This is a genomic window from Haloferax elongans ATCC BAA-1513 (assembly GCF_000336755.1).
GTDB lineage: Archaea > Halobacteriota > Halobacteria > Halobacteriales > Haloferacaceae > Haloferax > Haloferax elongans.
On record NZ_AOLK01000023.1, the window covers coordinates 118259 to 140509 of the forward strand.

26 protein-coding genes are annotated in these 22251 nt (G+C 62.8%); 14 read left to right on the forward strand and 12 right to left on the reverse strand.

Annotation, left to right across the window (positions count from 1 at the left end):
- Positions 1–243 precede the first annotated feature (243 nt).
- Complete coding sequence (locus C453_RS17180; protein ID WP_241430792.1) at positions 244–726, forward strand: DUF4112 domain-containing protein; 483 nt, start codon at positions 244–246, stop codon at positions 724–726.
- Between the two features lie 11 nt (positions 727–737).
- Here C453_RS17180 and C453_RS17185 read toward each other — a convergent pair whose 3' ends face one another.
- On the reverse strand, positions 738–2030 hold the full coding sequence (locus C453_RS17185) for an RNA-guided endonuclease InsQ/TnpB family protein (protein ID WP_008326477.1): 1293 nt from the start codon (positions 2028–2030) through the stop codon (positions 738–740).
- A 389-nt stretch (positions 2031–2419) separates the two neighbouring features.
- Here C453_RS17185 and C453_RS17190 point away from each other — a divergent pair, with 389 nt between their 5' ends.
- Positions 2420–3064, forward strand: coding sequence for a hypothetical protein (locus tag C453_RS17190; RefSeq protein WP_008326479.1), 645 nt, complete (start codon positions 2420–2422; stop codon positions 3062–3064).
- A gap of 144 nt (positions 3065–3208) precedes the next feature.
- On the opposite strand, the gene C453_RS17195 is transcribed toward C453_RS17190, so the two are convergent.
- Positions 3209–4186: a DMT family transporter gene (locus tag C453_RS17195; RefSeq protein ID WP_049907847.1), complete on the reverse strand. Its 978-nt coding sequence runs from the start codon at positions 4184–4186 to the stop codon at positions 3209–3211.
- Between the two features lie 181 nt (positions 4187–4367).
- Between C453_RS17195 and C453_RS17200 the strand changes: the two genes are divergently transcribed.
- From C453_RS17200 to rnhB, 3 genes are read left to right on the forward strand one after another with little or no spacing between them, the layout of a single operon-like run.
- A complete protein-coding gene (locus tag C453_RS17200) occupies positions 4368–5651 on the forward strand; it encodes a tRNA pseudouridine(54/55) synthase Pus10 (protein ID WP_008326481.1) in 1284 nt (427 codons plus the stop codon).
- A gap of 39 nt (positions 5652–5690) precedes the next feature.
- Positions 5691–6272: a hypothetical protein gene (locus C453_RS17205; RefSeq protein ID WP_008326482.1), complete on the forward strand. Its 582-nt coding sequence runs from the start codon at positions 5691–5693 to the stop codon at positions 6270–6272.
- A 40-nt stretch (positions 6273–6312) separates the two neighbouring features.
- Complete coding sequence (gene rnhB / locus C453_RS17210) at positions 6313–6960, forward strand: ribonuclease HII (RefSeq protein ID WP_008326483.1); 648 nt, start codon at positions 6313–6315, stop codon at positions 6958–6960.
- Between the two features lie 46 nt (positions 6961–7006).
- Here the strand turns inward: rnhB and C453_RS17215 are convergent, their stop codons facing one another.
- From C453_RS17215 to secF, 3 genes are all read right to left on the reverse strand, one after another.
- Entirely contained in the window at positions 7007–7243 is a 237-nt protein-coding gene (locus C453_RS17215) for a DUF7511 domain-containing protein (protein WP_008326486.1), read from the reverse strand.
- Between the two features lie 239 nt (positions 7244–7482).
- On the reverse strand, positions 7483–9063 hold the full coding sequence (gene secD / locus C453_RS17220; protein ID WP_008326488.1) for a preprotein translocase subunit SecD: 1581 nt from the start codon (positions 9061–9063) through the stop codon (positions 7483–7485).
- Positions 9060–9938, reverse strand: a complete 879-nt coding sequence (gene secF, locus C453_RS17225) for a protein translocase subunit SecF (protein ID WP_008326491.1) — start codon at positions 9936–9938, stop codon at positions 9060–9062. The genes secD and secF overlap by 4 nt, the downstream gene beginning before the upstream one ends.
- 107 nt (positions 9939–10045) lie before the next feature.
- Here secF and C453_RS17230 point away from each other — a divergent pair, with 107 nt between their 5' ends.
- Positions 10046–10405 (forward strand): hypothetical protein, encoded by a 360-nt coding sequence (locus tag C453_RS17230; RefSeq protein ID WP_008326492.1) that lies wholly within the window; start codon positions 10046–10048, stop codon positions 10403–10405.
- Between the two features lie 19 nt (positions 10406–10424).
- Here C453_RS17230 and C453_RS17235 read toward each other — a convergent pair whose 3' ends face one another.
- Positions 10425–10898, reverse strand: coding sequence for a DUF5812 family protein (locus C453_RS17235; protein ID WP_008326493.1), 474 nt, complete (start codon positions 10896–10898; stop codon positions 10425–10427).
- A 114-nt stretch (positions 10899–11012) separates the two neighbouring features.
- Here C453_RS17235 and C453_RS17240 point away from each other — a divergent pair, with 114 nt between their 5' ends.
- The 4 genes from C453_RS17240 to C453_RS17255 all read left to right on the forward strand — a co-directional run bounded on the left by C453_RS17240 (position 11013) and on the right by C453_RS17255 (position 13777).
- Positions 11013–11597 (forward strand): GNAT family N-acetyltransferase, encoded by a 585-nt coding sequence (locus C453_RS17240; RefSeq protein ID WP_008326494.1) that lies wholly within the window; start codon positions 11013–11015, stop codon positions 11595–11597.
- Between the two features lie 106 nt (positions 11598–11703).
- Positions 11704–12402 carry a CDP-alcohol phosphatidyltransferase family protein gene (locus C453_RS17245; protein ID WP_008326495.1) on the forward strand — a complete coding sequence of 233 codons (699 nt, stop codon included), beginning with the start codon at positions 11704–11706 and terminating at the stop codon, positions 12400–12402.
- Positions 12399–13097, forward strand: a complete 699-nt coding sequence (locus C453_RS17250) for a CehA/McbA family metallohydrolase (protein WP_008326496.1) — start codon at positions 12399–12401, stop codon at positions 13095–13097. Before C453_RS17245 ends, C453_RS17250 begins: the two co-directional genes overlap by 4 nt.
- Positions 13094–13777, forward strand: coding sequence for a TVP38/TMEM64 family protein (locus tag C453_RS17255; RefSeq protein WP_008326497.1), 684 nt, complete (start codon positions 13094–13096; stop codon positions 13775–13777). Before C453_RS17250 ends, C453_RS17255 begins: the two co-directional genes overlap by 4 nt.
- 12 nt (positions 13778–13789) lie before the next feature.
- Here C453_RS17255 and C453_RS17260 read toward each other — a convergent pair whose 3' ends face one another.
- A complete protein-coding gene (locus tag C453_RS17260) occupies positions 13790–14323 on the reverse strand; it encodes a hypothetical protein (protein WP_008326498.1) in 534 nt (177 codons plus the stop codon).
- A gap of 72 nt (positions 14324–14395) precedes the next feature.
- Here C453_RS17260 and C453_RS17265 point away from each other — a divergent pair, with 72 nt between their 5' ends.
- A complete protein-coding gene (locus C453_RS17265; protein WP_008326500.1) occupies positions 14396–15688 on the forward strand; it encodes a hypothetical protein in 1293 nt (430 codons plus the stop codon).
- 9 nt (positions 15689–15697) lie between these two features.
- On the opposite strand, the gene C453_RS17270 is transcribed toward C453_RS17265, so the two are convergent.
- Entirely contained in the window at positions 15698–16747 is a 1050-nt protein-coding gene (locus C453_RS17270; RefSeq protein ID WP_008326502.1) for a DHH family phosphoesterase, read from the reverse strand.
- A 6-nt stretch (positions 16748–16753) separates the two neighbouring features.
- A complete protein-coding gene (locus C453_RS20055) occupies positions 16754–16939 on the reverse strand; it encodes a hypothetical protein (RefSeq protein ID WP_152418093.1) in 186 nt (61 codons plus the stop codon).
- On the opposite strand from C453_RS20055, the gene C453_RS17275 reads away from it, so the two are divergent.
- Positions 16926–17663 (forward strand): CPBP family intramembrane glutamic endopeptidase, encoded by a 738-nt coding sequence (locus tag C453_RS17275; RefSeq protein WP_008326504.1) that lies wholly within the window; start codon positions 16926–16928, stop codon positions 17661–17663. The two genes, C453_RS20055 and C453_RS17275, sit on opposite strands and share 14 nt — an antisense overlap.
- Before the next feature lie 43 nt (positions 17664–17706).
- Here the strand turns inward: C453_RS17275 and C453_RS17280 are convergent, their stop codons facing one another.
- Positions 17707–17904: a hypothetical protein gene (locus C453_RS17280; protein ID WP_008326506.1), complete on the reverse strand. Its 198-nt coding sequence runs from the start codon at positions 17902–17904 to the stop codon at positions 17707–17709.
- A gap of 224 nt (positions 17905–18128) precedes the next feature.
- On the opposite strand from C453_RS17280, the gene C453_RS17285 reads away from it, so the two are divergent.
- On the forward strand, positions 18129–18800 hold the full coding sequence (locus C453_RS17285; protein WP_008326515.1) for a helix-turn-helix domain-containing protein: 672 nt from the start codon (positions 18129–18131) through the stop codon (positions 18798–18800).
- Between the two features lie 618 nt (positions 18801–19418).
- Here the strand turns inward: C453_RS17285 and C453_RS17295 are convergent.
- Positions 19419–19877: an NOB1 family endonuclease gene (locus C453_RS17295; protein WP_008326519.1), complete on the reverse strand. Its 459-nt coding sequence runs from the start codon at positions 19875–19877 to the stop codon at positions 19419–19421.
- Between the two features lie 4 nt (positions 19878–19881).
- Positions 19882–20127 (reverse strand): PRC-barrel domain-containing protein, encoded by a 246-nt coding sequence (locus C453_RS17300; RefSeq protein WP_007541830.1) that lies wholly within the window; start codon positions 20125–20127, stop codon positions 19882–19884.
- Positions 20128–20351: 224 nt separating this feature from the next.
- Here C453_RS17300 and infB point away from each other — a divergent pair, with 224 nt between their 5' ends.
- Complete coding sequence (gene infB / locus C453_RS17305) at positions 20352–22154, forward strand: translation initiation factor IF-2 (protein ID WP_008326521.1); 1803 nt, start codon at positions 20352–20354, stop codon at positions 22152–22154.
- The last annotated feature ends 97 nt before the right edge of the window (positions 22155–22251 follow it).

The following is a 22251-nucleotide window of genomic DNA, read 5'->3' on the forward strand; positions in this document are numbered from 1 at the left end:
TCGACCGCGCTGCCGGACACGGCTGCCTGATTCCTCGCTGGTCTACTCGGCGTGACCGCCCAATACCGTGGGGGGCGGTGCGCCACGCTCATTTTTGCTGTTTTCGACGCTCCGCTCGGTTCGACCGTTTTCGACGCACCCGACACCACGCTCAAGTTCGCGCCGCGCGACTCGCGTCCTGTGGACGACCCCGTGAACTCGACACAGGCAGACGACCGCCGACATCTCGGCGACGCCGACGCAATCGTCGACAGTGCCGACGAGGACGTAGCAGCGACTATGGAACGCCTTCGGACGGTGAGTTACTACCTCGACGAGGCGTTCGAGATTCCGGGGACGAACTACCGGGTCGGCCTCGACCCCTTCTTGGGTCTCGTTCCGGGCGTCGGCGACGCAACCGGGTCAGCACTGTCGGCGTACATCCTCGTCGAGGCAGCACTACTCGGCGTTCCCCGAGAGACGCTCGCTCGCATGTTCGGAAACGTCCTTCTCGATGCGACTGTCGGGTCGCTCCCCCTCGTCGGCGACGTGTTCGACGCCGCGTGGAAAGCGAACAGCCGGAACGTCCGGCTCCTCGAATCCCGATACGACACACCCGAAGCACGCGAGGCCGACCGCCGGTTCCTCCTCGGCGCAGTCCTCGTCGTGACCCTCCTTCTCGTCGCACTCGGTGTCGCCACTACCCTCGGGGTGCTCTGGGCACTCGGACGGCTCGGACTCTTGTGAACTACCCCACCCTACCGCTCGCCTGACGGCTCGCGCTTGAGGGTGGGGCTTCCTGTTTCTACGACGCGCTTTGCAGATACGGACGTATCCACAGGGAACGCAGTCTCCACAGGCGTTAACGAATCGCTCTGCGATTCGTTCGCACACCAGAAACCTTCGATTTCTGGGGACGTTCGTTCGGAGTATCCCACTCCTACGTCTTCGAGGCCGCGAGAAAGAATGTTCCACGCCGCGTTCGCGTCCCTGTCCGCCTCAAACCCGCAGGCGGGACAGGAGTGGTCACGGACCCACAACGGCTTGTCCGTCGAGACACCACAGGACGCGCACTCCTTGGTCGTCCCTCTCGGGTTGACCGCCACGAAGTGCGTCCCCTCCCGCTCACACTTGTATTCGAGCAACGAGAGGAACGTCCGCCACGCGGCAGACGCCGTGTTGCGACTGTTCGACGGCGACTCCATCATCCCCTTCACGTTCAGGTCTTCGACCGCTACGAGGTCGTATTCCCGAGCATAGTACGCCGAGAGTTTGTGCAAGAAGTCGCGGCGCTTCCGTCGGAGGTTGGCGTGACACTCCGCGACTCGACGCCGTTGCTTTTCGTAGTTGTTCGACCCGTGTTGCTTCCGCGAGAGTTTCCGTTGCTCGCGCTCCAAGCGTTCACGCTCGTCGGAGAGGTCGAGCGACCCGACCGCCGTACCCTCCGTGTCGTGAGCGTACTTGAGAATCCCAACGTCGATACCGACGTACTTCTCGGGATTCTCGGGCGGTTCGGGCGGTTCACGGTCCAATTCGACGCCGAAGGTGGCGAACCACTCACCCGTCGGCTCTTTCTTGAGCGTGACCTGCTTGAGCTTCGCGTTGTCGGGGATGGCGCGGTGGAGCCGAATCGGTATGTCTGCGAGTTTCGAGAGTGACAGGACAGCCTGACCGCCCTTCTTGTCGAGCTTGAAGCCAGACTGACTGTAGGTGAAACTGCGGAACTTCCGTGGCGACTTCCACTTGAGGTGGCCGACGCCGTAGCCGTTCTCCTTGAGCTTGGAGAGGCCTTTGATGTTGTCGAACAGGCGTTCGACGACGGTTTGGAGAACCTTCGAGTACACGTCGGAGAGGTCGTCCCACCACTGCTTGAGGTCGGGGAGCTCCGACCGGAGGGTAGTCATGGACGGCAGTTCGCCGTGTTCGTCTTGGTACTCGTTGAGGCGGTAGAGCGTGTGGTTGTAGAGTTGCCTACAAATGTCTCGATGGCGGTCCAACTCCTCGCGATGGGCGTCGGATGGCTTGAGACGGTACTTGTAGGCGTAGTACATGGCGCTACTCTCGTTCCTCAATTAGTTCGTCCAGTTTCTCGCGGACGAACGACGAGAGATTGAGATGTTGGTCCTCAATCCACTCGTCTTGGTCTTCCCGAATGGTGATTGTCTTCCGTTTCACCGTAATGCACGCTATGCACGTTACACGTATAATAGCTTCGATGGTGTGGGCCTGTGGGCCGAGTGCCGAACGTATCTGCGCCTCGTGCGGCGCTGTATCCCCTCCCTACGCCCTCCCTTCGGTCGGGCGTTGAGGAAGGGGGCTTAGCGCCTCAGTTCAGCTAATTGTCTATATCACGACATTGTTACTCACGGCCTTGGGAAAGGGTATCTACCCACAAAATATAAAATAGAAGACATTTATACTCCCTCACAAAATCCGGCGTATGGAACGACGAAGATTCCTCGCAAGCGCTACAAGCGTTGGAGCTCTCCTCACCGCCGGTTGTCTCGGCGGTTCCTCGCCGTCCGGCTCTGAGAAGACCGAGACGAGCGAAACGACGACTGCCGAACCGGCTCCTGTGCCTGAGTCTGACATCTCCTTCATGCTCGAAAGCGGCGTTCTCCGCGCTGTCCACATGGGCGGCGACAAAATCAAAAGCTCGCACACGTCGGAAGTCTACGTGACCGTCGACGGCGAGCGTGCGACGACGTGGGTCGCAGACGAGAAAGAGACGCAACCGTACCCCGTCTCGGTCGGTAACTTCGTCGAAATCGAATCCGCCGAGTCCGGTTCGACCGTCGAGGTCGTCTGGGTCGGCCGCGCCGGAACCGAGGAAGTCCTCGCCACGCACGAAGTGGGTACCCCGACGCCCGAGGCGACGACCGCAACGAACGAGACGACGACGGCCAATGAGACCGCAACCGAAACCGCGACGAACGAGACGGTCACGTCGACCGAGACGACCGCGGTGAACGAGACGGCCACGTCGACCAACACCACAGCGACGACGACGGCCAACACGACGACCACGTCGACCAACACCACGACGACTGCGACGAACGAGTCGACGACGACCACCGACAACTAACGTCGACCGCAGTCGATTTCAGTATCAACCCTGCCGATAGCGCTGCCCCGCTGTCGGCGATTCTTTTTGTTATAACGCGACACCAGTACCGTAGAGTCCTACCGATGGACGCGAAATCGAACAGAAACAGCCAGCAGTAGCGCGTCAGTCGTCTGCGGGAACGGGGTCGCGGTCCGATACGTGCTTCGGAGCGACGAGGCCAGCGCGGACGCCGATATCGCGGACTACCGGGCCGAGTGCGTTGTACTTCATGAACGCAAACCCGGCGAGGATGAAGAGGAAGCCGGTAATCGTCGCGGGGCCGATATCCTCACCGAGGACGGCCCACCCGCTGACTGCGGCGACGATGGGGACGGCGTAGCTGACGAGACTAATCTCGACAGCACCGATGCGGTCGAGAAGCACGAAGTAGATGATGAAGCCGACGGCGCTGCACAGCACCGCGAGAAACAGGAGCGCCCCTACGACCAGCGGGGACCACGCGACCTGTGCCAGTCCGGGTTCGCCGAGCAGTGGGCTGACGATGTGGAGCATACCAGACCCGAGAAGCATCATCCACGCCTGCATCGGCGCGACCGGCGGGTTCCCCGGCAATCGCTTGACGAGAACGGAGCCGAACGCCCAGCTCGCGGCCGCGAGAAAGAGCAAGACCACGCCGAGCAGTTGGCCACCGACGGACCCCGACGAGACGGCGATGACGACGGTCCCGACGAGGCCGAGGAAGACGCCGAGGAAGCCGAAGAAGTCCAGTCGCTCCTCGGGGAGCATCGTCCACGCGAAAAGCGGCGTCAGGACTGGCGAGAGGCTGAGGACGATGGCCGCGACGCCACTCGTTACGTACCGCTGCCCGGAGAACAAGAGCGTGAAGTGGACACCGATGAGAAGCGCCCCACCGACGAAGACCACGACCCACTCATCACGGCCGCGAGGACGCCAGTCTTCGGCGGCGACGAGAGCATAGCCGAACAAGACGAGACCGGCGATGTCGTAGCGAAGGGCGGCAAAGAGCGCGGGCGGCAGTACTTCCAACCCGACTTCGATAGCCATGAACGATGTCCCCCACAGCACGGCGAGCAGCGCGAACAATCCGACGTTTCTATGTGTTTGATTTCCTACAGACACGAGATATCGACCTTCGACCCAGGTGTTGCACGGGCTACCATCTCGGCGTACATGAATTTTCTCGGACCGGAGATAACACCTCTCGCGACACGTGTTGGCACACATCTCAGATGTGAGAGCAATTGACGCGCCGCCAGGACACAAAGTAAGGTAGTTACGGCCCCCACGAGTGAGTCGGGATATGAGCATCCTCGAGGACGCCCGAGCACTCGCCGAGAGTGGCCCGGTCTGTGACGCCTGTCTCGGCAGGGCCTTCGCCGACCGAAGTTTCGGGTTGACGAACGCCGAACGCGGGCGGTCGCTCCGAATCGCCGCCGCCCTCGACGACGACGAGCCGTACGAGGCAGTCGAGACCGAGACCTGTTGGGTCTGCGAAGGCATGTGCGCCGAGTTCGACGACTGGGCCGAACGCTGTGCCGAAGCCATCGAAGACGTGGAAGTCGACACCTATCAGGTCGGCACGCGCGCCCCGCCGCTTGTCGAAGAAAACGAGATTCTCCTGCGCGAAGGGGCCGGACTCCCCGAGGACGCGGGCGAACTGTTCAAATCCGAGTTCAACCGCGAGGTCGGAAAGCGCGTCGGTCGTCTCACTGGCACCGAGGTGGACTTCACTCGCCCGGACGTGCAGTTCCTCCTCGACCTCGAAGCCGACACCGTCGAGACGCAAATCAACTCGGCGTTCATCTACGGTCGCTACCGCAAACTCGAACGCGACATCCCGCAGACCGAGTGGCCCTGCCGCGAGTGTGACGGGTCCGGCTACCAAGGAAAAGAGCCGTGTGACTACTGCGGTGGCTCCGGTTATCTCTACGAACACAGCGTCGAGGGCTTCGTCGCCCCTGTCGCGATGGACGTGATGGACGGCGTCGACGCGAAGTTCCACGGTGCAGGCCGCGAGGACGTGGACGCCCTAATGCTCGGAACGGGTCGTCCCTTCGTCGTCGAAGTCATGGAACCCCGTCGCCGCAATATCGACGTGGAACGACTCGAAGGCGACGTGAACGCCATGGCTGACGGCGAAATCGAAGTCGAGGGGCTTCGCCTCGCCGCCTACGACATGGTCGAGCGCGTCAAGAAACTCGACGCCTCGAAGGAGTACCGCGCCGCCGTCGAGTTCGACGACGACGTGACTGACGAGGACTTGCAGGCCGCGCTAGACGAACTCACGGGCGCGACAATCGAGCAGTACACGCCACACCGCGTCGACCACCGCCGCGCCAGCATCACCCGCACGCGACAGGTCTACGACGCCACCGGCGAACTCGAAGACGCCCACCACGCGACTGTCGAAATCCACGGCGAAGGCGGGCTCTACATCAAGGAACTCGTCTCGGGCGACGAAGGCCGGACGAACCCAAGTCTCGCTGGCATCCTCGATACGGACGCGGTCGTCACCGCCCTCGACGTGATTGCGGTCGAAGGCGAGGACGAACCCTTCGAGGACGACGAGTTCTTCAAGAACTGAATAGAAGGCACTTGTTTCCGGGCTGAAGCTTTTCGGTCGATGCCCTCCACACACGAGCGTCGCACACTGCTTCGACTCGCGGCGAGCGGTGCACTCGTCGGCCTTACTGGGTGTTTGAGTAGTGGGTCCGAAACTAATTCGCCCACGACAGCGCCGGGAACGTCGGCGTCGGCACCGTCGGGGTCGTCAACGACACAGTCTGAGACGGCGACGACGACGACAAGACCGACGAACACCTGCGACGAACAGGCAATCACACCCGACGTGGTGGTCGAGAACACGCGCGACGAGTCGGTTGCAGTCACAGTGACCGTCGAAGACCGGACGACGGATTCGGTACTGTTGGACACGATATACGAGGTTCCAGCAGGTGGACGAGTCGAAGAAGACGACCCGCTCTTTTCGTCGCTGGACCCCGAGACGGACCACGAAATCTGGGCGACGGCAACCGTCAGAGGGTCGTCACCAGATTCGACCGACGAGGCAGACGTGTCGGTCGTCGCCCGGAACCCGACAGTCTACGGAATCCAGACGAGAGTCCACAAAGACGACGTTTCGGTCTTCGACTCCCACGGTGACCCCGGTCCCGACGTTAATTGGAACTGCTATCCACGGGACTGAATCGGTACGTTCAATCCCTTCCTCGAAGACCCGACCAGATATGCAAATCGGCGTCGACGAGGCCGGAAAGGGACCCGTACTCGGTCCGATGGTCGCCGCGGCGGTCCGGGCCGACCCGGAGACGCTGCCCGAGGGAATCGCCGACTCGAAGCGTCTCACTCCCGAGCGGCGCGAGGAACTCGCCGCGGAGTTGCGAGAGCGAGACGACATCTCGGTCGGCGTCGCGTTCGTCGAACCCGAGACCATCGACGATCCCGAAACGGACATGAATCTGCTCACCGTTCGGGCGCAGGTCGAAGCGGCTGCCGAAGTCGCGGCCGACGCCGACGAACTCGTCTGCGACGCGGGCGACGTGAGCGAGTCTCGGTTCGGGCGTCGCGTCCGCGACGGCGTCGCCGAGGCGGGCGCGTCTGTCGAGGTCCACGCCCAGCACCGCGCCGACGACGAACACGCCATCGTCGGGGCGGCGAGCATCGTCGCCAAAGTCGAACGCGACCGGCGTGTCGAAGCCATCGCCGACGAGTACGGCGAGGTCGGAAGCGGCTATCCGAGCGACCAGACGACCCGCGATTTCTTACGCGAATTCGTCCGCGAACACGGCATTCTCCCGGACTGCGCACGCAAGTCGTGGTCGACCTGTGCCGACCTACTGGCGGCGCACGAACAGGCGTCGCTCGGGGACTTCTGAGCCCTGAACAAAAGAGTCGAAAATTGAGTGGAGACGGCTGACCGGCTTACGCCATCTCGTCGAGCGAGACGTACGAACCTTCCTGTGCGGAAATCCACGTCGTCAGCAGTTCCTCCTCGGAGAGCCCGGCGGGGAAGATTGTACACTCGTCGGGCGCGTCGTCGTAGGGTGCGACGATTGCCTCGTACTCCACGTTGTCTGTCGGCATTCCGTGTCGCGACAGCCCCTTCTGCGTCGTCGTTTTCGCGTCCGTGTCGTCGTGTTGGAGAGGAGTATCGTCCATGGTTGGAGTGTTCGCACCGTGATTACCGACGGGCGGCGGCGTCTCAGTTACCTCTTCAATCAATAGTTTAGGTCGGCTCTATATTATTCTGTCGAAGGCTATACCGATGTTAGAATAACCGACATCGGATACCGATGCAAAACAAGGATGATTTTTGGGAGATAGTTCAGAAAACCGGCGTCGAAATAGAATCAGTAACCGACAGCCACTGACGGGTGATGCCGTCAGTGAGTTTGGGGTTATCTGTCCTCGGTCAGGAGCAGGCGCAGGATGTCACCGTACGCGGGGCGGGTGACGAGCACGCCGACGATGACACCGAGGATGGTGAAGATAGCGAAGCCCTGGAGGTCGCCAAGCGAGAGCACGGCAAGCGGGCTCATCGCGATGATGGTCGTCGCGGCGGCCGCACCGATGACCCAGAAGGCGCGGCGGAAGCGCGACTGGAAGACCTTCCGCGACGTCACGGAGCCTTCGGCCATCACCTCGTCGGCGATGATGATGAGGTCGTCCACACCGGTACCGATGACGGCGATGAAGCCAGCGATGACCGAGAGGTCGAGCGGGTAGCCGATTGCCGCGGCGAATCCGAGGAGGACGTACACCTCAGAGAGCCCCGTGACAATCATCGGAAGCGCGACCTCGGGCTTGCCGTAGCGGACGAAGACGACACCAGCGACAGCTAACACGGCGACGATACCGGTCAAGAGCGAATCGCTCTTGAAGCTCTCACCTTGCGTCGGCGAGATGAACGAGGTCGTGCCCCCGTCGTCACCCGAGAGGTCGAGCTTCGCCGGAAGCGCACCAGCGCGGAGGTTGATAGCGACCTGCTGTGCTTCGGTGGTGTTGCGCGTCTGAAGCTGGAAGCTCGGTGCTTCGGCCCACTCCTCGTTACGCATGGAGTCGGCCAGGTTCGGGCTCATCCCGAAGGCGTTGACGACCTCACCGTTGACGACGAGGAGCAGACAGCCCTCGGTCGCGTTGGGGTCGTCGTTGTAGGTACACCGCGTTCCGCCGGGTTGGGCGAGACCGGTCTCCTTGACAGCCTGCTGGAATTCTGGTGCCGGGTCGTCCTTGACCGAGACCGGGACGAACGAGCCGCCGCCGGTCTGCGGTTCTTGGGCGGTCCCAATAGAGGTGAAGTCCTCTTGCGTCAGGACAGCCTCTCGCGTCTCGTAGACGCGCGAGCCGTTCTCCGTGGTTGGGTAGTAGATGTCGATTTGGACTGTCCCCCGCTCGCTGACGAGTTCGCGGACAGACGAGGGGTCGCGGTTCGGCACTTCGATGAGGATGAAGTGCTCGCCCGTCGCGGTCGTCACCTGTTGGACGCTCCCGCCAGAGAGGCCAGCTTCGTTAATCTTCGATTGCAGGACACGGACCGTATCCTGTCGGGTCATCTCGGTGACGCCGTCTCGAATCTCACCGTGAGAGTACCCCGCCGCATCGAGGGCAGCAGCCAACTGGTCGGTCGTGACGTTCTCGATGGTCACTTCGACCGTGCTGGACTCGGCTCCGCGTCGGGCGATAATGTCCGCAGCGTCAGCACCCGACAACTCGGCGGCAACCTGCTGTTCGACGACGCGGTCAGTTTCGTTTTCGAACTCGACGTCTTCGGCCGTGATGCCCACGAGCGGTGCGCGGATACGCGTCCCGCCGTTGAGCTGAAGCCCGTACTTGACGTTCGTCAGGGAGTCTTCCTCGGCTGTGGGCTGGCCGTCGACTGAGGACTGACCGCCGACAGTGGGCGAGAACAGGGCGAACGTCGATGCAAGGACTGCAATGACGAGCAGGATGACACGCCAGTTGTCGCGGAGCGTGCTCATCGGGCCACCCCCTCGAACTTCCACCAGCGAAGGAGGGTCACGTTCAGCATGTAGGTGTTCATCAGGTCAGCAGCGAGACCGAAGACGAGCACCGTCCCGATGGCGGCGAGCAGTTGAATACCGAACAGCGTCGCCGTAATCGTCATGACAATCATCGCGGCGATGGACGTGAGCGTCATAGTCACACCAGTCCGCATCGCGCGGTAGGTGGATTCGTAGAAGTCACCCGAGCGCCGGAGGACGTGGTTGTTCAGGAGGATGTCAGAGTCCACAGAGTACCCGATAAGCATGAGGAGGGCAGCGACGGTTCCGAGCGACAGTTCGATGCCGAGGAGGTTCATCAGCGCCACCGGAATGACGATGTCGGAGAACGCCGAGATGACCACGGCGATGGAGGGGACGAACGTGCGGAACATCAGGAACACGAGAATGCTCATGCCGAGGAAGGCGACGCCGACACCACCGAGTGCGAGCAGTTGCGTGTCGGCTCCGAAGCTAGCGGAGACAGCGTCGATAGAGCGAACTTCGAAGCCCGCAGCTTCGGCTTGTGCTTCGATATCCGCTGTCGTCGCAGCCCCCGACTGGAACGTCACGACGTAGGTGTTACTGTTGGCGCTCCCACCGGCGGCGACGGACCGAACCGACTCGGGAGTCGCCTCGAAGGCTGCACTCACTTCGTCTTGTGAGGCGTCCGTCGCAATTCGGAGTTCTGTGCCACCGGTGAAATCGACACCGGGTGTGACCGGCGCACCGGTCATAGCGTACCACCCGGCGATGACCAATAGGGCCACCGCGAGGACCGTGAGCGGTACGGCCGCGAGTTGGCGATTCGTGTACCGGGTGAAATCTACCTCCGGTACCGTAAACTCGACCATGCGTTCCGGTCCAGAGCGATGCTGAATAAGGCTTCTTATCCCGCGGTCTGACGCACACCCAGCGAACCCGCGATAGACCCATGCTCTTTGACCGATAATCGTGATACATGTCTCTCGAAACGACGACTGAATCGGTCGCGAGCACCATCGTCGTCTCCTTTCCCGACGAATTGAGCGCATGGGGCCACGACCAACTGACCGCCGACCGGTTCGTGAACTATCTCAAACGCGTCCACGACGAGGTCGCCGTCGGCGACGAGTGGGAGGAGTTCCTCGACGTCGGGTGCTGCGGCGACTCCCTGACGCTGACGCTCCGCGTCGAAGGCCTCACTCCGTCCGGTGCGACAGCGCCCGCCCCGGAAACAGACCTCGAATTCGTCGAACGCGAAGGCAGCGTCAACGGTGGCTGGTGCGTCCAGAGCAAAGACGGTCCAGCCTCGTCCACTGGAACGCAGCGAAAACAGTAACCGTCAGTTAGTCGCCTAGTCAGGGCATGTAGCGGACGGCCACGACGCCCGGTGCAGAGCGGACCTCGACCCGGTTCACGTCGAGTCGGGCGGCCCGCGAGAGCAGGCCTTCGCGGTCGTCGAGGACGTCGTCGACAGCCTGGTCGGTCAAGTCGTCGGGGACCGAGAGGACGTGAATCTCGCCCGTCCCAGCGCGCTCTTGTTTGACGAGTTCGCCGTCAGGGTTGTCGCTGGCAATCTCTTTGGAGTTCGCCGTCGGCGACTCCGACGAGCGCTCGACAGCGACGGTCCAGCGCGTCTCGACATCGACGAGTTGCCACGAGACGTTCATCGGCGGGTCGGGCGCGACGGTTCCACGGACGGCTTCGTCCTCGGAGACCCCGGGGTTCGACGAGAGCGTGTGTACCTGCCCGGAGTGGACGTCTTTCAGCACTGCCGATTGGTCGTCGGCCGCGGTTACGAGGAACGTCCCCGTTTGTTCGGACTCGGTCATTACCCGCCCTATGCAATCGTGCCTTTTCCCCGTTTCGGGCGCTGTCGACGTGGTTTGTGATACGTACTCATCCGGGCGGTGGGCTTTTCTTGCGCCACTTCGACCCGACAGACGATGCCCGCGCTCTGGCGGTTGACCCGGACCGAAACGGCGCGCAGAGTCTACGAGACGCTGAAATCCCTCGGTATCACCGGGACGCAGATGGACGAGTACGTCACCGAGACGGCTGCCGACCGCCCGAATCGCGAACCGGACGCCGCCATCGACATTCGCGCGCTCGCGCCCGACGACGCCCGACCGCACGAGCAAACGTACGATGCGTTCTCCGAACTCCGAGACGACGAACAGGCGGTCTGTGCGTTCGACGGCGACGACCTCGTCGGCTATCTGTTTCTCGGAGACCCCGGGCTGACGTACCACGTCAAACCGCTGGAAAAACGGCTCCACATTCCGGGTGGCTACATCCGGCGGGTGTTCGTCGACCCTGCTGCACGGAATCAGGGAATCGCCACGGCACTCGTCTCACGCGCCGTCGCCGAAGCCGAGAACCGAGATGCAGACACCGTCCACGCGCTCGTCGCTCGTGACAACCGCCCGTCGCAGTGGACGTTCGAGGCGAACGGGTTCCGCGTCGAGCGCACGCGGTCGTACTACCGAATCGGCCCATGGAATCGGCGGTCGGTCTCAGAGAACCCATAGCTATTGAGCGCTCTATTCGGGAACGTTGGTATATATTTCTTAGTCGAATATATACTATGGAGATTAAATTTATACTGAATCGGTCGAGAGAGTCGCGTAGAGAGGCATGACGGACGAACTCAGGTCAGCGCTCCGCGGGGGATTGGACACACTCGACGCACGCGCGAACGAGGTCGTGCGGTCGTCGACGGGAGACAACATGATTTCTCGGCTCGGGACCGCCGATTGGTTGAGCCTCGGCGCGCTCTTCTGGGCGTGGGTCGGCGCGATTTTGTTCGTGTCGAACGAACCGAACTGGGCCATCCTCGCCGTCCTCGTCGGCTTCGCCTTCGACAAAGCCGACGGCTACTACGCCCGAAAGACCGGGAGCACGTCGGCGTTCGGCCGACAGATAGACTCCTTTATCGACATCTTCACCTACCTCGTCTCGGGCGCGCTCCTGTACCACGTCACGTTGGCACCGAACGCCATCGTGAGTTCTGTCGTCGGATTCGTCGTGCTCGCGTTCGGCGGCCTGCGTCTCATTCGCCACAACAGCGAGGGCTTCGGCGACGACTCGGGCACCTCGTACTACCACGGAACGACCGTGGTCCACACCCACCTCGTCGTGCTGGCGAACTACTTCCTGTTCCAGTTCGTTCCCCTCTGGAACGGCTGGGTCGCCGGTGCGACCATTATCGCCGTCTGTCCGCTCATGACGTCCGATTACAAGGCGTACAAGACTGACGCCGGCCACCTCATCGTGGGCGTCGCCGGCGCGATAACTGTCGCCCTCTGTCTCGCGTTGGAGTTCGGCCTCGTATGAGCATGGGCGACCACGGGACGACCGTCTCGGTCGACCTCCACGTGCACACGGAAGCGTCGTACGACTGCCACACGTCGGTCGAGGCGGTCCTCGACCAGGCGGCTGCGGCCGGTCTCGACGCCATCGCTATCACCGACCACGATTCGGTGGCCTCCCTCACGCGGGCGTTCGAAATCGCCCACGAGTACGGCGTCCACGTCGTCCCCGGCGTCGAGGTGTCGACCGCCGACGGACACCTGCTCGCGCTCGGTATCGACCAGTTGCTGTCACCCGGACGACCACTCGCAGAGACGACACGCGAGGTTCACGACCGCGGCGGTCTCGCAGTCGTCCCACACCCATTCCAGAAGTCCCGACACGGCGCTTCCCGACGAGCCATCCGGGCGGCCGACGTCGACGCCATCGAGGTGTACAACGCCCACACACTCACGGGATTCAGAAACGGACAGGCACGGCGGTACGCTCGGCGACACGAGCTTCCGGGGACGGGTGGAAGCGACGCCCACAAAGCCTCGCTGGTCGGCCGTGCCTCGACGATGGTGTCGCTTCCGAAGGGCGAAGACCTCACGACCGCGGGGATTCTCGACGCGATTCGTGCTGGTCGAACCGTCGCCAACGGGACGCGAACGTCGGCGAAGCAATACTTGAAGAAGTACGCGATGAACGCCCGCGTCAAGACCGTGTCGTTCCTGTGACTCGCCGCGTCTTCGACTCCCGCGAGGATAGAAACGAGGCCATCGTTCGCCTGTCTGCGCTCGCACTCGCGCTCGTCGTGGGAACGCTCGCCATCGCCGAGTTCGCACCATCGCTCACGGACCCGGCGTGGGTTCGAGACGCCATCGCCGCGACGGGGCCGTTCGCACCAGTCGTCTTCATCGGAATCCAGACCGCACAGGTAATTCTCGCGCCGATTCCGGGACAAGTACTGGCCTCCGTCGGCGGCTACCTCTTCGGCGGCGTCGCTGGCACGGTCTACAGTATGATTGGCGTCGTCCTCGGGAGCGCCGTGGTGTTTCTCGTCGCACGGCAATTCGGCCGCCCCTTCGTCGAGCGCGTCGTCGCCGCCGACGTTCTCTCTCGCTTCGACGACTTCGCACAGCGGCAGGGCGTCGTCGGCCTCTTCATCCTGTTTTTCCTGCCGACGTTCCCGGACGACGCGTTGTGTGCCATCGCCGGTCTCTCGCCGATTCGACTACGCACGCTCCTCGTCCTCGTCGCCGTGGGTCGGTTGCCGACGTTCGCACTCGCCGCTGTCGCCGGAGAACAGGCCGCCAGCGCCAACTACGCGACCGTCGCCGCGCTCGTCGCCGCGGCGCTCGTCGGTTCGGGACTCGTGTACGTCTACCGCGACGACCTCGCAGCTATCGGTGGCTGAGAAATCGTCTCGTCAGCGAAGAATTCGGTGGACGCCGTAGACCAGCAGGGCGCACGCGGTCGGTGGAACGAGGCCGTACAGCGGCGGGAGGTCGTAGAGCAGTTCGACGACCGGGACGAGTGTGGAGATGGTGACCGGACCGAGCGTGAAGGGCTGAGGCGCGGTCTGGAGGTCGGTTGGCACCGAGATGACGAGGCCGACGTAGATTGACACCATGAACACGAACCCAGCGAGCGCGAGGCTCAGGTCGTAGCGACTGTCCGACCCGCTTCGGCGGTGGCGGCGCGCGACGAACAACACCGGAGCGACGAGTGGGGCAACGAGAAACAGCCCCACGAGCACGTAGAACGACCGCGAGAGGGTGAGCGAACCACCGGGGACGGCGGCAGTCTGTCCGATGAGCACGACCAGTCCGAAGACGACGAACAACGAGACGATGACCGACGCGAGCGCACCCACGAGGACGTAGAGTTTGAACACCCACGACTCGCTGTGCCGGAACGCGTACGGGAACGCCCCGAAGACGCCGCCGTAGTCGTCTGCCATTGGTCGCCCTTGGCAGCGGCCGCGATTAAAGCGACCGGTGTCGTTTTCACGCCGGACGACGCGCGTGTTCGCATGCACGTCGACCTCGGCAACGTCCTCGACACGGCATCGGTCCACGGCCTCTCTCGCGAGTCGCTCGAACGCCTCGACGAGCGCGTCGCCGCCGCCCACGACCGCATCCAACAGGGCCGCGCCGACAGCGAACACGGTTACGAAGCGCTGAACCTCCCGAGTCGCACCGACCCCGCCGCGATTCGTGACGCCGTCTCCCGATTCGACGACCCCGAGGCAATCGTCACCGTCGGCATCGGTGGGAGCGCGCTCGGCGCAGCCACACTCACCGACGCGCTCGACAGCGACGTGGACGCTTACTACCTCGACAACGTCGACCCCGAGGCGGTCGAGTCTCTCCTCGCCGACCTCGACCTCTCGAAGACGGTCGTCAACGTCGTCTCTCGCTCCGGCACGACCGCCGAGACGCTGGCGAACTTCCTCGTCGTCCGCGAGGCGATGGCCGACGCTGGCGTCGACTGGGCCGACCGAACCTTCGTCACGACCGGCGAAGAGGGCAACCTCCGCGACCTCGCCGAGAAACACGACCTCCCGTCGCTTCCGGTTCCAGACGGCGTCCCCGGCCGCTTCTCGGTTCTCTCGACGGTCGGCCTCGCCGCTGCGGCCATCTGCGGCCACGACATCGAAGCAATCCTCGAAGGCGCGGCCGCACAGGAATCGCGTCTCTCGGACTCGCTTTTCGACTCGCCCGCCTACGCCTACGGAGCGGTCTCCTACGCCCTCGCCGAGCGCGGGATGTCCGCGAACGCGATGATGCCCTACGCGGAATCGCTCGAAACGTTCTCCGAGTGGTTCGCGCAACTGTGGGCTGAGTCGCTCGGCAAGGACGGCCTCGGCCAGACCCCCCTCCGCGCGCTCGGAGCGACAGACCAACACTCCCAACTCCAACTGTACCGCGCTGGCCCGAACGACAAACTCGTGACGCTCGTCCGCGCCACCGAGCGCGACGACGTGGCCATCCCGGAGACCGACCTCGACGGCCTCGCGTACCTCGGCGGAGCGTCACTGGGTGAACTCCTCGACGCCGAGTTCGAGGCGACCGAAGCCAGCCTCGTCGCCGCCGGACGGCCAAACGTCCGCATCGAAATCGACCGCGTGGACGAGTACGGACTGGGAGAACTGCTCTACGCGATGGAGGCTGCCTGTGTCATGTACGGCGAACTCGCCAGCGTAGACACCTTCGTCCAGCCGGCGGTCGAGTGGGGCAAACGCGCCGCCCGCGGCCTGCTCGGTGGCGGCGACTTCGAGGAAGCCGACGCGGTTGCCGACAAGGAAGAACTGGTCGTCGAGTAGTGACAGGCCTCACTCCCCGTCGTCGTCCGTGGGAGCACCGCGTGCTTCGGCCTCACCGTCGAGGCCGAACGCGCGAAAGAGACGCGCCGTGACGACCGATTCGACGATATCGACGAGCGTGTCGTCATCGGTCGTGTAATCGGCGAAAATACCGAGTGGAATCTCGCCGCCAGCGGCGTCGTAGTGACCGCCAGCACTCCCGACGTCTTCGAACGCCGAGTTGAGGACGTCACCGACGTGGGTTCGCGGGTCCGGTGACCGAGCGCTGAGGTGAATCGCGTCGCGGATGATGCCGAAGACGATAGTCGTCTGGACGCCCTCGAGGGTCGTGAGATAGTCTGCGGCCTGTGGGAGCGCGTCGCGCTCTCTCGTCCGTCCGACGTTCGAGATAAGCACCGAACGGAGTATTCTGCGGTTGTCGATGGCCGTCGCGATGGCGTCCACCGTCGCGCCGGTGACAGACGGCGACGACAATCGGTGGAGCAGTTCGCGGTCCGCGGCGTCGTGGAGAAACGTCGCTGCACGGTATTCGTCGGTGGTCACTCCCCGGAGGAAGTCGAGCGTCTCGCGACGGATTGCAAACAACAACGCCGTCGCAAGTGTGACATCGAGTTCGATGTCGAGTTCGCGGAGGTACTCGGTGAGAATCGTCGCGGCGGCACCCACCTCCACGCGATGGTCGACGAACCGGGCCTCGATGTCGTCGGCGGGGTGGTGGTCGATAACGACGTCGATGGGGGTTCCCTCGGGGACGCGGTTGTTCGCGCCGGGTATGGAATGGTCGACGAACGCGAGCAGCGACCCCGACGGCCGGTTCTGGACGTGCGCCGGGTCGAGTTTCTTGAGGTCGATGCCGAGGAGGTTGACGAACGCGCGGTTCTGTTGGTGAGAAATCTCGCCGTTGTAGAAGATGTGCGTCTCGTCGATGTCAGCCGCCACGGCGATTCTCCCTAACGCGAGGGCGCTCGCGAGACAGTCCGGGTCCGGGTTGTTGTGGCAGACGACGTAAAGCTCGGAGCCGTCTTCGAGGAGGTCGAAGAGCTGTCGTGCCGCGCTCATTCGCTACTATACGGGCGCAGTCGTGTTAGCTTGTCCGCCGGAGATGATGACTGCGGTCGGGAGGACGCGACCGAACGCAGTGTGCCCTGCCGTCGGTTTCGACCGAGCCCCGTTTGCGACGACGCGGAGGCGAATCGACCCGAATCGGTTATCCGACCCGCCTTCCAAACGGACGGTAATGGCACACGACACCGCCCGCTCGTCGGCGACCCCGGCCGACCACCTGCAGGCGTACGGGGGCATCATCATCGTCGTCGCCCTCACCCTCATCGTCGGCGCGGTCTTCGGGTCCATCGCACACGGACTCGCCAGCGGATTTCTCGACTCTTCGGACCCGCTTCTCGACGCACTCCAGAGCGCCGGGACCTTCATCGGCTTCGGTGCTGTCGGCCTCGGCTACCTCGCCGCCCGCGACGATTGGGAACTCATCCGACTCGAATCGCCGTCGAAACGCGACCTGCTGTGGATTGCCGGCGGCCTCGTCGCGCTCTTCGGCGTCTATCTCGGCGGCTCGGCACTCATGAGTGCCCTCAACGTCCAAAGCGGCGACAGCGTCATCGCCCAACAGGGCGCGCAGAGTCCGATGTACTTCCTCTATCTGACCGTCGTCACCATCGTGCTCGTCGGTCCGGCGGAGGAACTCATCTTCCGCGGCATCGCATTCGGCGAACTCCGGCGGCTCTGGGGTCCGATTCCGGCTATCGTCCTGTCGAGCGCCGTCTTCGCTTCGATTCACGTCTGGTCCTTCACGGGGGCGGGCGCGCTCGTCTCACTCGTGATGGTGTTCGTCCTCGGCGGCGTCCTCGCGGCCATCTACGAGAAAAGCGGCAATCTCGTCGTCGCGGCGGTGGTCCACGGACTGTTCAACGCAGTGCAGTTCGTCGTGAGTTACGCACAGACGACTGGATTGGTGTAGTTCGGACTCGATTAGAACCCCAAGGAGCGAGAGAAGTGCGTCGTTACTCGTTCCCGTCGAAGTTCCTGGCCAGTTCGACGACTTGGACTTCCCAGTCGTGGGGCGAGCCGCTAGTCTGGAACTCCCACGCTCCGCGTACGTCTACGCCCTCGGCCGTCGCTCTCTCGATTGCTTCCGCGAGCACGCTCTCGAAGTCCTCAACAGACGTGACGGTGACGTCTTTCAATTTGTCGCGTGTCATAGTTCGGTTCCGCGATGTTCTCGACCCGAAGAGGGGGCACCTCCCCAGACCGTTCGCACGCCGATACGGCCTGTTCTCCGCGAAGAGCGTTCGTTCTCTGAAGCGAGGCCAGCCAGTGCAATAGACCTACCGTTCACCATGGTACACCAAGTTCTACCTCTTGGGGTGGTACACCAAGCCTCCCATACTTACCCCGTTCGCTCACGTACTCTATACGAACAGTAATGTCCGTCATCGCCCATCTTCGCATTCCGGCCTCCTCCTTCGAACTGGGGCGTATCCTCGAAATGGAGGGCGGGACCAGCATCGTCCTCGAAAACTTGGTTCCACTCGGTGAGAAAGCCGTCCCGTTCTTTACCGTCCACGACGCATCGCGGGACGCGTTCGAGAAGAACGTCAGAAAACATCCTTCGGTAGAGAGTATTCGAGAGGTGAGCAAACACAACAGCCAGACGTTGTACGCCCTAGGCTGGGCAGTCTCTCGTGATCTCTTTTTTCAGGCGATAGTGGAGGCCGACGCACAGTTGCTGAGTGCAACTGGGACGTCAACCACGTGGGAGTTCGAACTCCGATTTCCGACCCACACGGCGCTCAGTGAGTTCCAAGAATCCTGCTCGAACGGTCGCATCCCCCTCGAAGTAGGGCGAATATACAACCCGACGAAACCGGGGACTGGACCGTGGTATGGACTCACAAACACCCAGCGGGACACGCTGATGCGGGCCGTGCAGGGAGGGTACTATTCGATTCCACGGCGGATGTCGACCAAGGACCTCGCAGAAGCGTTCGATATTTCGGACCAGGCAGTCACAGAGCGGTTACGCCGTGCGATTATCACGCTCGTCGAGAACACGCTCGTTGCAGCCATGGACGATGAGTTCGAGGCAGTCGATTGAGGGTGCGGGCGGTTTCTAACAGCAGTACCGGATATTCCTTGTACACCATGCCAAACGCAAAGGTGCGTCCGGTGTCTGTTCTCTGTATGACCGTCGGCAACCAGATCGACCGTGCGTTGGATGCGGTGAGTCACACGTATCGCCGACGGCTGCTGGTCGCATTACTCGACCACAGCCCCAGGTACGGAATGGGGGCACTCAGAGCGGGAAACGGTGTAGGCACGGATTTGCAGGCCAGCGAGATACAGTTGTTCCATAGCCATCTCCCGAAGCTCGAAAAACAGGGATATATCACGTGGAATCGGGAGAGCGGCGAGTTTGGTAAGGGCCCGAATTGGGGAGAAGTCGAGCCACTGCTCCGACTGCTTCGGGATTACGAAGACGACAGACCCTGACTGCTTCGACCGTACCATGAGCGTTGAGGATACCTAGAGAGCCATCGCGTCGACGAGAGACGCCGCTGGGCTCTCGAAGTCGGGGACTCTCACGTGGTGCGTCGAGCTCGCGCGGTCAGGCTTGGTCTGACTTCTCGAACGCTCTGGGCGGGTCGGCGTCGATGCCGGACGCTCGGCTCTTGGTCGATGCTGAGCTGAATTCGGGAAAAACGCTCGCGCCGTCTTACGCCGGGTTCTTGCGCGAGAGGTCCATCCCGCAGATTGGACAGCGCTCTTTGTCTTCGTCGAACTCACGGCCGCAGCCCTGACACTGGAACTTCCAGTCGCGCTGCTCTGTGATGCCGTCCTGCGCGATGACTTCGACTTCGACGCCGAGGTGTTCGGCGACGTTCTGCATCGCGTAGTCGTCCGTGACGAGGATGGCGTCGAGTTCGAACGCGGCGGCGATGAGGCGCGCGTCAGTTTCGGAGAGGACGCCCTTGTCACCGGTTTCGCCACCGGCGCGGAGGACCTTGTCGACGGTTCCCTGTCCGGGGATGTGGACATACATGCCCGCCCCTTCGAGCGCGTCGAACCGGAAGGCGTGCTCGCCGGTGAGTTCTTCTTTGACGAGCGGGATAGACGCCGTCTCGTCGTCAGTGTGATACTCGTGAATGAACGCAGACGTGTCGAGAATTCGCATCTGCCTAGCGTTGGACGACGATGTAATCTTTCACAGCCTGCACGCGGTTGACCGGAATAAGGAACCGACCGTGGTCGTCGCGGTCGAATCCGACGCGGCTCGGCGCGATTTGCTCGTTCGGCTCGACGAGTAAGTTGTGAAGCTCACCCGACTTGAGATTCATCGTAATGTTGTACAGCATCCCGAGTTCCGTCCCATCAGACCCCATGACGGCCTTCCCAGACAGGTTCTCGGCGAGTATATCGGCCATGCACGGACCTACCTCGTCCCCTCACATAAACGCCACGGGGGCGTCTGACGAGTGACCGACGGGAAGCTCCGTATCGTCGAACAATCGGGGGCGAGAGTCCGTCTGCGGACCTCGGTGGAGTTCTGTGCTCCCACGTAACATGGATTACGGGCGTGCGTGACGATGGACTTAACTTGAGTCACCGACTCGATTCCCGTAAGGAACTTTCTCCGGGGCGATTCTTCATGTCCGATACTGATTCGACGTCACAATCCGATACGCTTCGCACACCCATCGTGGCGGTCCTGGGCCACGTCGACCACGGGAAGACCAGTCTCCTCGACAAGGTTCGCGGGTCGGCCGTGAGCGAGGGGGAAGCCGGTGCTATTACCCAGCACATCGGCGCGACCGCGGTCCCGTTAGACACGGTCTCGCAGATGGCCGGCAGCCTGGTCAACCCCGACGACTTCGACCTGCCGGGACTGCTCTTCATCGACACGCCGGGGCACCACTCGTTCAGCACCCTCCGCTCTCGCGGGGGCGCGCTGGCCGACATCGCCATCCTCGTCGTCGACGTGAACGACGGGTTCCAACCACAGACCGAGGAGGCCATCGACATCCTCAAACGAACGGGGACGCCGTTCATCGTGGCCGCCAACAAGGTCGACACGACGCCAGGGTGGAACCCACAAAAGGGTGAACCAATCCAGAAATCGCTGGAGGCGCAGTCCTCTCGCGCGAAGTCCAAACTCGACGAGAGTCTCTACGAACTCATCGGCCAACTCTCCGATAGAGGCTTCTCGTCGGACTTCTACTGGCGCGTCCAGAACTTCCAGAAGAACATCGGTGTCGTCCCCGTCTCCGCGATGACCGGCGAGGGAATTCCGGACCTCCTCGGCGTCCTCATGGGTCTCTCGCAGCGGTACATGAAAGACGAGATGGCCATCGACGTGGCCGGTCCCGGCTACGGAACCGTCCTCGAAGTCAAGGAAGAACGCGGCTTCGGTGCCACGCTCGACGTCGTCCTCTACGACGGGACCATCCGCGCGGGCGATACCATCGTCGTCGGCGGGGCCAACGAACCCATCGTGACGGAAGTCCGCGCTCTGCTCCAACCCCGGCCGAACGCCGAGATTCGCACCGAGAAGCGCTTCGACAAGGTCGAAGAAGTCGGTGCCGCGGCCGGTGTCAAGATTGCCGCCCCGGACCTCGAAGACGCGATGGCCGGCGCACCAGTGCGCGTCGTCGGCGACCGCGACGTGGACGAGGTCATCCACGAAGTCGAAGCGGAACTCGCCGACATCGAAGTCACGACCGAAGAGGAGGGTGTCGTCGTCAAGGCCGACACACTCGGCAGCCTCGAAGCCATGGCGAACGCCCTCCAAGAGGCCGAAGTGCCCATCCTCCGCGCCGAAGTCGGCGACATCGCCCCGCGTGACGTGGCTGTCGCCTCGACCGCCCGCGAACCCGAGCACAAGGTCATCCTCGGATTCAACGTGGACGTGCTCTCGAACGCACAGGACGAACTCGACACGAGCGACGTGAAACTCTTCGACGACGACGTCATCTACCAACTCATCGAGGAGTACGAGGAGTACGTCGACGAGATGAAGCGCGAACAGCAGGAGACGATTCTCGACAAAATCGTCCGGCCATGTCGCTTCCGCATCCTCGAAGACCACGTCTTCCGGCAGAACAACCCCGCCGTCGTCGGCGTCGAAATCATGTCCGGGACCATCAAGAACAACATGAACGTCGTCAAGTGGGAAGACGGCGAGCCGAATCGCGTCGGCCAACTCTCCGGGATTCAAGAACAGGGCGAAGACGTGTCGAGCGCCCGCGCTGGCTCCCGCGTCAGTGTCGCCATCGACGGCCCGACCGTCGGCCGCCAAATCGACGAAGGCGACGAACTCTGGATTGAAGTCCCCGAGAAGCACGCGAAGATTCTCGAACAGGAACTCCGCGACGACATCCCGGTGGACGAACTGGAGGCGCTTTCGGGCTACCTCGACAAGCATCGGCGGCGTGACCCCTTCTGGGGCAAATAGCGTTCGTTCGAAGCAGACGGACCATCCCGAAACCACCCCTAACCGCCCGCCCGCGCCGTAACAAATTTGTTCTATTATCCAATAGGGTACAGTGAGG